General features: G+C 72.6%; 9 protein-coding genes and 1 pseudogene. 2 read left to right on the forward strand and 8 right to left on the reverse strand.

Features of this window, described 5'->3' with window-relative positions:
* Nucleotides 1-8: 8 nt before the first annotated feature.
* Both HJD23_RS29155 and HJD23_RS29160 read right to left on the reverse strand, forming a co-directional pair.
* Entirely contained in the window at nucleotides 9-314 is a 306-nt protein-coding gene (locus tag HJD23_RS29155; RefSeq protein WP_171112203.1) for a hypothetical protein, read from the reverse strand.
* Nucleotides 315-379: 65 nt separating this feature from the next.
* A complete protein-coding gene (locus HJD23_RS29160; RefSeq protein WP_240980842.1) occupies nucleotides 380-1039 on the reverse strand; it encodes a DUF4328 domain-containing protein in 660 nt (219 codons plus the stop codon).
* Between the two features lie 7 nt (nucleotides 1040-1046).
* On the opposite strand from HJD23_RS29160, the gene HJD23_RS29165 reads away from it, so the two are divergent.
* Together HJD23_RS29165 and HJD23_RS29170 are read left to right on the forward strand one after the other, a co-directional pair.
* Nucleotides 1047-2033, forward strand: a complete 987-nt coding sequence (locus HJD23_RS29165; RefSeq protein WP_171112202.1) for an arabinan endo-1,5-alpha-L-arabinosidase — start codon at nucleotides 1047-1049, stop codon at nucleotides 2031-2033.
* Nucleotides 2015-3448 carry a family 43 glycosylhydrolase gene (locus tag HJD23_RS29170; protein ID WP_171112201.1) on the forward strand — a complete coding sequence of 478 codons (1434 nt, stop codon included), beginning with the start codon at nucleotides 2015-2017 and terminating at the stop codon, nucleotides 3446-3448. The genes HJD23_RS29165 and HJD23_RS29170 overlap by 19 nt, the downstream gene beginning before the upstream one ends.
* Before the next feature lie 368 nt (nucleotides 3449-3816).
* Here HJD23_RS29170 and HJD23_RS29175 read toward each other — a convergent pair whose 3' ends face one another.
* From HJD23_RS29175 to HJD23_RS29200, 6 genes and pseudogenes are all read right to left on the reverse strand, one after another.
* A complete protein-coding gene (locus HJD23_RS29175; RefSeq protein ID WP_171112200.1) occupies nucleotides 3817-4824 on the reverse strand; it encodes a DUF5914 domain-containing protein in 1008 nt (335 codons plus the stop codon).
* Nucleotides 4821-5837, reverse strand: coding sequence for a phytoene/squalene synthase family protein (locus HJD23_RS29180; protein WP_171112199.1), 1017 nt, complete (start codon nucleotides 5835-5837; stop codon nucleotides 4821-4823). The genes HJD23_RS29175 and HJD23_RS29180 overlap by 4 nt, the downstream gene beginning before the upstream one ends.
* Nucleotides 5834-7387 (reverse strand): phytoene desaturase family protein, encoded by a 1554-nt coding sequence (gene crtI / locus HJD23_RS29185; protein ID WP_171112198.1) that lies wholly within the window; start codon nucleotides 7385-7387, stop codon nucleotides 5834-5836. The genes HJD23_RS29180 and crtI overlap by 4 nt, the downstream gene beginning before the upstream one ends.
* A complete protein-coding gene (locus HJD23_RS29190; RefSeq protein WP_171112197.1) occupies nucleotides 7384-8589 on the reverse strand; it encodes a polyprenyl synthetase family protein in 1206 nt (401 codons plus the stop codon). The genes crtI and HJD23_RS29190 overlap by 4 nt, the downstream gene beginning before the upstream one ends.
* A gap of 487 nt (nucleotides 8590-9076) precedes the next feature.
* Entirely contained in the window at nucleotides 9077-10450 is a 1374-nt protein-coding gene (locus HJD23_RS29195) for a deoxyribodipyrimidine photo-lyase (protein WP_171112196.1), read from the reverse strand.
* 213 nt (nucleotides 10451-10663) lie between these two features.
* Nucleotides 10664-12143 (reverse strand): annotated as a pseudogene (locus tag HJD23_RS29200) (SDR family oxidoreductase).
* Between the last annotated feature and the right edge of the window lie 403 nt (nucleotides 12144-12546).

Consider the following 12546-nt stretch of genomic DNA (forward strand, 5'->3'; position numbering starts at 1 on the left):
GCGAGCCGTCACCCTTCGGCGGCCTCCCGGATCAGCGGCTCGAACTCACGCCGTACGTAGACGTCGAACGGCTCCGTCAGCGCGCCGTCGATCACCCGCCGCACCTGGTACTCCGTCGCAAGCTCCTTGAACGCTGCGCGGGAGTCGGGCCCCACACCCCCGCCAATGATCAGCACCCCGAATTCCCCGGTCTCCAACAGCTTCCGGGCCTCCTCGTCGGTGCTCACTCCCTCCGCGTCAAAGCCGTCCTCGCGCAGTGTGGCCAGCACCGCCGTCACCCTGGCGGGCGTCCTTCCCAGCACCAGTGTCCTCATGGCCGTTCCTCTCCTGTACATCGGCATCAGTGGACCCGACCCTAGAATCTCAAGTGGACTTGAGATCAAGTGGCTGCTTCAGCGGACGGCATCCAGAGGTTCGCGATCGGGATGAACCAGGCCCCGATGGCCCAGCCCGGGCCGTTGCGGAACCGGTCCGGTGCCAGCGGCCCGGTGCTGCGGCGCATCCGGAAGAACCAGACGATGAACATGACGGCACAGGGTACGTACGCGTAGCCCTGGATTATTCCGGCCGTTTCGTACCGCGAGAAAGCGGCGTCCAGTTGCGCCTGCGGTGCGGTGGCGAAACCGAAGTCGCCCTCGATCAGGGTGTACAGGCGGACGCCCGCATACACGGCGAACACACCACTGAGGGCCGCCGCCGCGAGCAACGCCGACACCGTGATGGGCACCCAGCGCGACGGGCGCGGGATCGGTCTGGGCAGCAGGGCAGACGGGTGTGGATTCTCGAACACGGACACGACGGAGCCCCCACGGGCAAGGAAACGGAACGCATTGGCCCGCGGAAGATCGCGTGCGGATGCACGATACGTCTGACCTGCCGTTTCGTCCATGTAAATCCCGGCAGCCGCCCAACTCCGCACCGGCCGTGCCGAGATCGGCCTGTCGAGGCCATTGACGCGCAAGTGGTTCGATTCTACGTTCCGTTCGCAGTGACGATCGTTGTTCGATATATAGAACGGGAGCGTCCCCTTGAGCCGCATGAGCCGCATGAGTCGCAAGAGCCGCATCAGCCGCAGAAGGATCACCTTCCTCGCCATCCCCGCCGCCGCCCTCCTCGCCCTCGTCCCGAGTACGGCGAACGCCTACCCCAACCCCGGCCGCGTCACGGGCTCCGTCATCACCCACGACCCCTCGATGATCCGCACCCCCTCCGGGCAGTACCTGCTCTACGCCACCGGCGGTGGCATCGCCAACAAGACCTCCACCGACCGCATCGCGTTCAGTGCAGGCGCGGACGCCTTCTCCTCGCGGCCGAGTTGGTGGTCGCGCTACTCGTCCGTGCCGGAGGCCTGGGCGCCGGACATCTCGTACCACGGCGGCAAGTACCTGCTGTACTACTCCGTTTCGAAGTTCGGCTCGAACACCTCCGCCATCGGCCTCGCCACCTCCGGCACCGGCCAGCCGGGCAGCTGGACCGACCAGGGGATCGTCTACTCCTCCAGCTCCTCCAGCGACTACAACGCCATCGACCCCAACCTCTTCGTCGACTCCGACGGCAAGTGGTGGCTGTCCTTCGGCAGTTGGTGGACCGGGATCAAGATGATCCAGCTCAATCCGTCCACCGGGAAGCAGCTCGCCGGCAACACCACCCGGTATTCGCTGGCCTCCCGCCCGACCGGGACCAAGGCCGTCGAAGCGCCGTTCATCGTCAAACGCAACGGCTACTACTACCTCTTCGCCTCGTACGACACCTGCTGCGCCGGCACCAGCTCCACGTACAAGGTCAAGGTCGGACGGGCCACGCGGGTCACCGGGCCGTACTACGACAGGAACGGCGTCTCGATGATGAACAACGGAGGCACGGCCGTCCTCGAATCGCACGGCAGCGTCATCGGGCCCGGCGGGCAGTCGATCATGAACGACGTCGACGGGGACCTGATCGTCTACCACTACTACGACGGCAACGACAACGGCGCCCCCAAGCTCGGCATCAACCTTCTCGACTGGAGCAGCGGATGGCCCGTCGCCTACTGATGATGCTCGCCGCGCTCGTCTTCCTGCTCGGGCTGGGACAGTCCCCGGCGAGCGCGGCCTCGTTCACCAACCCGGTCAAGTCCGTCAAGGGCGCCGACCCCTGGATCTCGTACCACGACGGGAACTACTACCTGGTCAGTACGAGCTGGACCGACGTAATCACCATCCGTAGGTCCGCCACCCTCGCCGGGCTCGCCACCGCGCCCAGCGTGCAGGTGTGGAAGGGTGACGCGGCCTCGCGGTGCTGCAACATCTGGGCGCCCGAGCTGCACCTCCTCAACGGGCGTTGGTATCTGTACTACGTCGCCGGTCAGAACGTCTCCGACTACATCCCGACGCAGCGCAGCCATGTGCTGGAGAGCGCCGGGTCCGATCCGATGGGGCCGTACACCTACCGGGGGCAGCTCAACTCCGCCTGGATGCTGGATCCGACGGTGGGGACCATCAACGGTCAGCTGTATCTGTTCGGCAGTGCGAGTGGCGGGACGCAGAATCTCGTCGCCGCCCGGATGTCGAATCCGTACACCGTCAGCGGGTCCTTCTCCACCATCTCCACGCCCACCTACGACTGGGAGCGGCAGGGCGGCACGGTCAACGAGGGGCCGGAGATTCTCCAGCGGGGCGGGCGGACGTTTCTGATCTATTCCGCGAGCGGTTGCTGGACACCCGACTACAAGCTCGGGCAACTGGAGCTGACCGGGTCCGACCCGCTCTCCGCCTCCTCCTGGAGCAAGAAGTCCACGCCCGTTTTTCAGCGCAGCGACGGAAACGGGGTGTACGGGCCCGGTCACAACGGGTTCTTCACCTCGCCGGACGGCAGCGAGAGCTGGATCGTCTACCACGCCAACGACAATGCGAGCGAGGGCTGCGACAACGGCCGTACCACGCGGGCGCAGAGGTTCACCTGGAACGCCGACGGCACCCCGAACTTCGGCACGCCGGTGCGGCTGGGCGCCTCGCTCGCCGGGCCGTCCGGGGAACCGGCGGCCGCCTCGACGACGTACACCGTGGTCAATCGGAACAGCGGCAAGTGCCTCGATGTCGCCGGGGGTTCGAGCGCCGACGGGGCCAATGTGCAGCAGTACGCCTGCCATGGCGGAATCAATCAGCGGTGGCGGCTCGAAGACCTCGGCGACGACACCCACCGGCTGGTGAATGTCGCTACGGGGAAGGTGCTCGACACTGCGAACTGCTCCGCCGCCGACGGGGCCGACCTGCGCCAGTGGTCCTGGCTGAACAACACCTGCCAGCGGTTCCGTTTCCTGGCCACGGACAGCGGTTACGTCCGGATCGTCAACCAGGCCACGGGCAAGGTAGCCGACGTCGCCAACTGCGGGACGGCGGACGGAACGGACGTACGCCAGTGGACGTGGCTGAACAACACCTGCCAACAGTGGCGCCTGAACCCGGCGTAGTGCAGCCCACCTGGGCGTGTTCCGAAAGTAGTCCCGTCCGCCGAAGGGCGCCGGACGGGACTTTCGAAACACGCCCAGGTACTCCAGCCGCCCGGAAGCGCCCCGGGTCAGACAGCAAAGTCCTATTGGCCCAGGGGCGATACCGGAACCCGCCATACGGCAGGGCGGCGGCGACCCGGTGAAGGTGGAGACACCTGCCGCCGCGCAGGACGTGCCGCACACGTTCCTGGAGGGGGTCCGCGGTGATCTTCGGCTGGTGGGATCGTCGACAGCCGGCACGGCGGGAGCGGGGGGACCGGCTGGCGCGTGCCTCGGGGACCGGCTCCACCTCCCGTGTCATGCGGAAACTCTACGGCCGCCGTGCCCGGTCAGCCGGGGAAACGCCCGGTGGACCGCAGCAGCCACCGGCGCTCGGCATACGCCAGGTCGTCGCGCCACAGGCGCCCGGCGGCGGCGCGGATCAGGGGACGCAGCGCGGGCGCCATGGCACGGGCCACGGTGAAACCCCGGCGGTCGGAGACGGTGACGACCGCCTCGATCACCGTGGTGCGCGGCCGGCCCCGGTCGTCCGGAGCGAGCGGGGTGGCATGGGTCTCGACGACGGAGCCGCGGCCCTCGCCCTCGGCGATGCGCATCACGACGGTGCGCGGCTCGGGAGCGGTGAAGACGGCCCGTACCGGCACCACCAGCCGTCCGGCGACCTTGAACGACACATCGACGGCGAAACCGTCGCCGTCGCTCGCGTCGGTGACGCCCGGCGCCTCGACGACGGTGAGGTCCACGAAGGAGTACGGGTGGAACCAGGCACCGTGCCATGGGTCGAGGCGGTTGGCGACCACGTCCTCGGGCTCACAGGCACCGGTGCCGGTGTACACGGCGTGCAGGGCGTCGGCGAGAGCGGGCCGGGCGGGCACCACGGGTGCCTCGCGCGGCCGCTCGCCGCCCACCTCGTCCAGACGGACCCATAAGAGGACGCCGTCGTCATGCGCGGGCAGTGGCTCCCAGCCCGCCGCCGGGCCGCCGTCCAGGGCCAGGCCGTGCCAGTGGCAGATCAGGGTGCCGCAGCGCACGGGGCTGTCGCCGAGCGGTGCCCCGAGGTGCGGACAGCTGCCGGGCCCTGCCACCAGCCGGCCCGCGCGGTCGCGCCACACGACCACCTCCCGGCCCGCCACGGTCCGCGCCAGCGGCCGGTCACGGGGTAGGTCGCGGGTGGCCCCGACGACGTACCAGTTGCCGGACGGTCGTGCCTGAGCCCGTTTCAGTGCTGCGGCGATCACGGCGGGCCGGGCGTCCCACCAGGTGGGCCGCTGGTGCGTCCAGGCCACTGGGTCCTTGCGCAGCCTCAGCGGGAACCGGGCCCGGCGGTCGGCGGTCACTCGGCCTCCTCGGAGACGGTGCCGGCCGCGGTGATGGCCGGCGGACCCGGGGGTGGCGGCTCGGGACGGCGGGGAGCGGCGCCCGCCGCCATCCAGGCCTGTAGCACCCGAGCGAGACCGTCGCCGGCCACCGTCAGCCGCCGCCGGAGCGGCACCACGGCACGCCGGTGGACGACCGCGTACCCGTCCTCGGCGATGGCGTCGAGAATCCCCCCGTACAGCACGAACGCGGTGCGGACGCAGGGACGGGCCAGCGGGTCGAGCATGGCGATGCCGGGCGCGGCCTGCCGGTAGACACCGCGGGTGAGGTCCTCGGCGGCCCGCAGCGCCCCGGTGATCCGGCGGTCGCCGCGGCCGGTGCGGCGGCTCCACAACAGCAGCTCGCGGTCGGCGCCGTGCGCGGCGAGCAGGTCGGCGGGGAGGTAGACCCGTCCCCGGTCGAGGTCCTCGCCGACGTCCCGAAGGAAGTTGGTGAGCTGGAAGGCCACACCGAGCGCGGCGGCGTGCGGGGCGGCCTCGGCGCGCGGCACCACGGTGCCGAGGACGGGCAGCATCTGCAGACCGATCACCGCGGCGGAGCCGTGCATGTAGGCCCGAAGGTCGGCGTAGCTGGCGTAGTCCGTGACGTGCAGGTCGCTGCACATGGCGGCCATGAAGTCGGTGAAGTGCCGGTGGTCGATGGCGTGGCGGCGGGCGGTGTCCGCAAGGGCGTGGACGACGGGCTCGGTGCTGTGCCCCTCCCTGAGCCCGCGTTCCAGCCGGTCCTGCAGCAGCGCGAGACGTCGTGCGCGGTCGGCGCGCGTGGGGCCGGAGCCGAGGGCGTCGACGATGTCGTCCGCCCAGCGGGCGAACCCGTACAGGGCGTGCACGGCCGGCCGGCGTTCGGGGGGCAGCAGCCGGGTGGCGAGGAAGTACGTCTTTCCGTGCCGCGCGTTGAGGGCCCGGCACCGGGCGTAGGCGGCGCGCAGGTCCGGGTCGGTGATGCCCGCCGCGTCGAGCTCTCGGCCGGTCATGAGGTGATCCCTCCGGTTGCCTGGCTGTGGAGGTCGGTCGCCCGGCTCTGGACGTGGGGGGACGACGTCGTGCGGCCGGTGACGCGGGTGGCGGCGAGCTTGCCCGACAGGAGCACCGTGGGGACGCCGACGCCGGGTGTGGTGCCGCAACCGGCGAGGACGGCGTTGTCCGTGCCGCGGACCAGGTTGCGGGGCCGGAAGGGCCCGGTCTGGCGAAAGGTGTGGGCGACCGAGAACGGGGTGCCCGCCGCATGCCCCTGTGCCTGCCAGTCGGCAGGGGTGACCAGGCACTCCTGCTCGATGGCCGCGCCGAGGCCGGTCAGCCCCCGGCGTTCGAGTTCGGTGAGGATCCGGTCGCGGTAACGGGGGGCCAGGTCACGCCAGTCGTCAGCGCCCGGTCCGATGTCGGTGTTGGGACACGGAGCGAGGACGTAGTGCAGATGGCGGCCGGGCGGGGCCAGGCTCGGGTCGGTGGTGGTGGGGCGGGTGATCAGCAGGGACGGGTCGGACATCAGGTTGCCGGCGCGGGTGAGTTCGTCGAAGGTGCGGTGCCAGTAGGCGCCGAAGGACAGGGTGTGATGGGCCAGTTGGGGCCAGGTGCGGTCGGTGCCCGCGTGCAGGACGACGGCCGACGGAGCGTGCGTCAGCCGTGCCGGGCGGCGGGGCGTCCGCCCCAGCAGCCGGTAGGCCACGGGCAGGTCGGGGGTGAGGACGACCGCGTCGCAGGGGATGCGGTCCTCGGCGGTCACCACCGCCGTCACCCGGCTGCCGCGCCGCTCCAGCCGGACGACCTCCTGCCGGTACCGGAACTCGGCGCCCGCCGTCGCCGCGGCGTCCGCCATGGCCCGCGGCAGGGCGTGCATGCCGCCGCGCGGGAAGTACACGCCGGCGACGGTGTCCATGTATGCGATCACCGCGTAGGCGGCGAGCGCCCGCCGCGGTGGGACGCCGGCGTACAGCGCCTGGAAGGAGAACACCCGGCGCAGCCGCTCGTCCCGCAGGTGACGGCCGACGGCCGCGTCCAGCCGGCCGAAACCGCCCAGGGCGGCCAGGCGCGCCAGGTCCCAGCTGAGCAGATCGAACGGCGAGTCGAAGTCGCGGTCGATGAAACGCCGCATCTGGGCCTCGTAGAGCCGCTCCAGCCAGCGGCGCAGCCGACGGTAACCGGCGGCCTCCGCCGCGCCCGCGAACCGTTCGACCTCGGCCTCCATGGCCGGGCCGTCCGTGTGCACGTCCAGGGAGCTGCCGTCGGCGAAGTGCGCGCAGTAGGCGGGCCGCAGCTGGATCAGTTCGACCCGGTCGGCGAGGCGCTCCCCGACCGCCGCGAAGGCCTGGTCCGCCAGGTGCGGCATCGTCAGCACCGTGGGCCCGGTGTCGATGCGGTAACCCGCGCGCGTCAGACGCCCGGCGCGTCCGCCCGGCAGCGCGTCCCGCTCGACGACGGTGACCCGGCGCCCGGCGCCGAGCAGGTGCAGGGCGGCCGACAGGCCCGACAGGCCGGCGCCGACGACCACGACGTGATCGGTCCGGCCGGGCAGGGTCCGCGTCATCGGCCGGCTCCCTCGGCTCCGGCGGCGTGTGCGAAAGAGGGCGCCTCGGCGTCGGCCGGTGAGCGCGACCCGTCGGCCGGTCGCTCCGCGGGCGCGCCCGCCACGAGCAGCAGCAGCCGTTCCAGCTCGGCGGCGCCCGCCGGATCCAGGCGGACGCTCCTCAGATGACGGACGCCGCACCGGACGAGCTGGTCGATCTTCTCCTCGACGGCCGCGCGCGCCCCGGTGGAGACCAGGACCTGCAGCACCGGGGCGAGTGCGGAGTCCGGCAGATCGGCGCGGCCGTGCGTCTCGTCCAGCACGGCGAGGGCGCTCAGGTCACCGGCCGCTTCGGCCCGTGCCCGGGCGACGGCGAAGACGTAGGTGGGCTTGCCGTTGCGCAGGTCGCCGCCCGATGGCTTCCCGGTGCGGACGGGATCGGCGAACAGGTCGTTGAGGTCGTCGCGCAGCTGGAAGGCGAGGCCGGCACAGCGCCCGGCGGACGACAGCGCCGTCGCGGTGGCCCCGTCGGCATCGGCGAGTGCGGCGCCGAGTGCCATCGGCCGCTCCACCGAGTACAGGGCGCTCTTGAGAGTGGCGGCCCGGACCGCCTGCGGCACGGCGTGCGAGCGCGTGGCCTGTCCCTGGACGTCCAGGTACTGTCCGGCCACCATCTCGGTGCGCATGTCCCGCCACAGCTGACGCACCCGGCGGGAGCCGTGCTCCGGCACCACGGTGTCGGCGATCAGGTCGTCCGCCCAGGCCAGCGCCAGGTCCCCGGCGAGTATCGCGGTGGCCTCCCCGAGCCGTTCGGCCCTGCCGCCCGGCGCGGCGTGCCGGTACTGGGCGGCGACTGCGGTGTGCAGGGCGGGCCGGCCGCGGCGCACGCGCGCGCCGTCCATCACGTCGTCGTGGGCCAGCGCGCAGGTCTGGACGAGTTCGAGGGCGGCCCCGATCCGCAGCGCAGCCCGCGTGGCGGCGTCGTCCCGGCCGCCACAGGTGCGCATCGTCCACCACACGATCCGGGAGCGGAACCGCCTGCCGCTCAGGGTGAAACGTGCGACCCGTTGGGCGACGTCGCGGGTGAAGAGCGGGTCCAAGGAGGCGGCGCGGGTGAGGTTCTCGGCCAGGGCGTGCGCGAGCACCCGGTCGACGGCGGCGGTCACGTCCCGGTCGACGGCCGCTGCGTCGGCACGGTGGTCCCTGGTGCGGCTGGCACTCATGCCAGGTCCTCTCCTCGATGGCACGGCACTGTCTCCATGCCTTCCGCGCGAGCCACCGGAACGGATGCGCCAATGGGGTGCGTCACGCAGGGGCGTCACCGCGCCGCCGCTATCGGCGTACGACCTCCGCAAGTTCCGCCGGCCGCTCCAGCCCCGTACGGCCCGCCGCATGTGAGGTTGCCCGTCGGCCGGCCCCGGTGCCGGTGCAGGAGGGCCCGGTGGCCGGCGGTGTAGGGGCAGGCCCGCTCGCCGAGGCGCTCCGGATGATGGACCGTCCGTCACCGGACCGTCGCCGACGGCCTCGCGCAGCCCCTCACGGTGGGTCTCGGCGCGCACGTACCCGACCCGGTCGCCGAGTGCGGCGGCCCGACCGCGCCTCGGCCGGCACGACCGGCGCCACACGGTCCGGCCCGTCGTCTCCGGGCGCCGGCGGCGCGGGCCGAGCCGGCCCCGAACAGCCAGTGCGGTACGGCCGTCCGGGTGCTCCTCAGCCGCGTGCGCGGGCCTGCTGGAACCGGGCGAGCCCCTCGGAGAGGTCGATCAGGGGCTCCGGGTAGTCGAGCGCGGCGCGCTCCGACCCCTTCAGCTTCCACGGTTCGTGGACGGCGGCGCCCTCGACCTCTGCCAGCTCGGGCACCCAGCGCCGCACGTACGCCCCGTCCGGGTCGTGCCGTTTGGCCTGGGCGATGGGGTTGAGGACCCGGTTGGGCCGGGTGTCGGTGCCGGTCCCGGCGACCCACTGCCAGTTGAGCTGGTTGTTGGCGAGATCTCCGTCGACGAGCAGCGACAGGAAGTGGTCGGCGCCGACCCGCCAGTCGACGTAGAGCGTCTTGGCCAGGAATGACGCCGTCAGCAGCCGGCCCCGGTTGTGCATCCAGCCCTCGTGGCGCAGTTGGCGCATCGCCGCGTCGACGATCGGATAGCCGGTACGGCCCTCGCGCCAGGCCTCGATGTCGTCGTGGGCCTCAGGCGCGCGGCGCCAGCGGTCGTCACGGCCGCGGTAGTCGGCGGTGGCCGCGTCGGGCCGGGCGGCCAGGACCTGGCGGTGGAAGTCCCGCCAGGCGAGCTGCCGTACGAAGGCCTCAGCACCCCTGCTACCCGCCCGGCGGGCCCGGTGGACGACCTCGACGGGGGAGAGGGTGCCGAAGTGCAGGTGCGGCGAGAGCCGGGAGGTGGCGTCGCCGGCCAGGTCGTCATGGCGGTCCTCGTAGGCGTCCACGTGCCGGTTCAACCACGCGGTCAGCTGTTTCCGGCCGTCCGTCTCGCCGCCGCGGGCCAGTCCCGCGGAGACGCCCGCGAGCGTGTGGCGGGAGGACGGCGGCTCGGATCCGACGCCGTCGGGGACGCCCACCGAGCGCGGCGCGTCGAGGGGGCGGCGCAGCTCCTCCTGCGACCACCGGCGGTAGTACGGCGTGAAGACGGCGAAGTGGTCCGAGCCGACCGGGGTGACCGCGCCGGGTGCCACCGTCGCCGTGACCGTCTCGTGCACGTGCAGTCGGCGGCCGTCGGCCTCCAGCGCTGCGCGCAGCCGCTCCTCGCGACGGTGGGCGTAGGCGCTGACGTCGGCCGTCATGTGCACCGCGTCGGCGTCGGCCTCGGCGGCCACCTTGCAGACCACCTGCACGACGTCGCCGGAGCGGACCACCAGCCGTCCGCCCCGGGCCCGTAGTCCTGCGTCCAGGTCGCCGAGACAGTCGGCCAGGAACGCCATCCGGTTCGGCACCGCGAACCCGGCGTCCGCCACACCGCGGTCGCGGACGAACAGGGGGACCACCTGACGGGAGCTGTCGAGGGCGGCGCGCAGCGGTGGGTGGTCGTGCAGCCGCAGGTCGGCGGTGAACAGGACGACGGATACGTTCATGGTCGTGCTCCAGGAGGGAGAGCGAGGGACGCGGAGATCGGTCGGCGGACCGCGACGGAGCGGGGGCGGATTGCGACGAATCACCGGGCGGATCGGCGGCGGGCCCGGAGCACGGGCGAGGAGGGATGGCTCCAGGGCACGGGGGAGGGCGGCTCGGCGGGACGGGCGGTCGGGGCCCCGTGCGCGGTACGGGGCGCTCCGGGGCGGACCCGGTCACGGGGCCTCACCGTCCCGCGCGCCGGTCGCGCGCGGCACGGCCTCCTCGCACGCGGCGCCTCCGCTTCCGGTCGTCGCCGACGCGCGGGCGATGTTGCGGGCCATGCCGCCGAACACGACCGCGTGAAAGGGCGAGACGCTCCACCAGTACAGGTGTCCGAGCAGGCCGTGCGGGTGGAAGAGGGCGCGCTGGCGGTAGCGGGCGCGACCGGCGCCGAGCGGCTCGGCGTACATCTCCAGCCAGGCCAGGCCGGGCAGCCGCATCTCCGCCCGCAACCGCAGCATGTGCCCCGGCTCGATGTCCTCCACGCGCCAGAAGTCGACGGCGTCGCCCACCCGCAACCGGCCGGCGTCCCGGCGCCCGCGGCGCAGTCCCGCCCCGCCGATCAGCCGGTCCAGCCAGCCGCGCACCGACCAGGCCACCGGCAGGGAGTACCAGCCGTTGTCACCGCCGATGCCCTCGATGATCCGCCACAGCGCCTCGGGCGAGGCGGCCACGGGGACCGCCCGCCTGTCCTCGTAGAGGCTTCCGCCCGCCCAGTCGGGGCCGGTGGGCAGGGGATCGCTGGGCGTGCCGGGCAGCGCCCCGGACGACCAGCGCGTCGTGACTCGGGCGTCCCGGACGCGTTGCAGGGCCAGCCGTACTGCCTCGTCGAACCCGATCGGTCCGCCCGGCGGGTCGGGGACGTACCGGGCGATGTCGTGCTCGCGGCAGACCACCTCGTGGCGCAGGGACTCGGTCAGCGGCCGGGCGATGGCGGGCGGAACGGGCGTCACCAGGCCCACCCAGTAGCTGGACAGCCGGGGCGTCAGCACGGCACGGGCAGGATCAGCCGACGGGGCAGATCCGCGACCGCCGCGTACCGGAGCATCATGTCGCGGTACGTCAGGATCTCCGGGCCGCCGATGTCGAAGGCGCGGTTCACCGAGGCGGGCATGCCGGCACTGCCGACCAGCAGCCGCAGCACGTCCCGTACGGCGATGGGCTGGATCCGGGTGCGCACCCAGCTGGGCGTGACCATCACCGGCAGCCGTTCGGTGAGATAGCGCAGCATCTCGAAGGAGGCGGAGCCCGACCCGATGATGACGGCGGCCCGCAGCACGGTCGTCGGCACACCCGACGTAACAGGATGCGCCCGACCTCGTCACGGGACCGCAGGTGGGGGGAGAGGGCGCGGTCGGGGACGCCCGCGGGTGTCAGGCCGCCGAGATAGACGACGCGGCGCACTTTGGCGGCGCGTGCCTGGTCGGCGAAGACGCGCGCCGCCCGCCGGTCGGCCGCCTCGAAGTCGCGGCCCGTTCCCAGGGAGGGCACCAGGTAGTAGGCGACGTCGATGCCACGCAACGCCCGGCCCACCGACGCGGCGTCCATGACGTCCAGCAGCTCCGGGACGAGCCGGCCGCCGATGTAGCCGGTGGTGCCGGTGACGAGGCTGTGCGGTCCCGGTGCGGTGGCCGCGGTGGTGTGCTGGCTCATGCCGTACCTTCGCGTCGGCGCGTCTGGGACACCTTCCGCGATCGCGGCCGGCTGGATGCGGTGCCGCTTCCCCTGGCCTGATCAGGTGGCCGAACAGGGCTGTGGCGGATGCACGGTGAGAACGGGTGGCGATCCCGGACGCCGGGGAGCCGATGACGCCGGGCCGCTGCGGCACGTCGTCCGCGGGCGTGCTGCACGGGCTCCTCGTCACAGGAGGCGTCAGCGCCTCCGTCGATGTCGTGCCCGCCGTGACCTTCGTACAGATCGTCTCCATCGTAACCTGCGGTGTCCTGCTGGACAGTCTGGCGGTCAGGTCCCTGCTCGTGCCCGCGCCGGCGCGGGACGTCGGGCTCCGGTGCGGTGGCCGGGCCGGCTCAGCCGCGGGCGGTAGGGGCCGCCGGGA

Origin of the sequence: Streptomyces sp. Z423-1 (genome assembly GCF_013009255.1) — a bacterium.
Lineage (GTDB): Bacteria > Actinomycetota > Actinomycetes > Streptomycetales > Streptomycetaceae > Streptomyces > Streptomyces gossypiisoli.

Bases quoted from the DNA above. Each gene is read 5' to 3' on its own strand.
- HJD23_RS29155 (WP_171112203.1), bottom strand. From the start codon at position 314: ATGAGGACACTGGTGCTGGGAAGGACGCCCGCCAGGGTGACGGCGGTG.
- HJD23_RS29160 (WP_240980842.1), bottom strand. From the start codon at position 1,039: ATGCGGCTCAAGGGGACGCTCCCGTTCTATATATCGAACAACGATCGT.
- HJD23_RS29165 (WP_171112202.1), top strand. From the start codon at position 1,047: ATGAGTCGCAAGAGCCGCATCAGCCGCAGAAGGATCACCTTCCTCGCC.
- HJD23_RS29170 (WP_171112201.1), top strand. From the start codon at position 2,015: ATGGCCCGTCGCCTACTGATGATGCTCGCCGCGCTCGTCTTCCTGCTC.
- HJD23_RS29180 (WP_171112199.1), bottom strand. From the start codon at position 5,837: ATGACCGGCCGAGAGCTCGACGCGGCGGGCATCACCGACCCGGACCTG.
- crtI (WP_171112198.1), bottom strand. From the start codon at position 7,387: ATGACGCGGACCCTGCCCGGCCGGACCGATCACGTCGTGGTCGTCGGC.
- HJD23_RS29190 (WP_171112197.1), bottom strand. From the start codon at position 8,589: ATGAGTGCCAGCCGCACCAGGGACCACCGTGCCGACGCAGCGGCCGTC.
- HJD23_RS29195 (WP_171112196.1), bottom strand. From the start codon at position 10,450: ATGAACGTATCCGTCGTCCTGTTCACCGCCGACCTGCGGCTGCACGAC.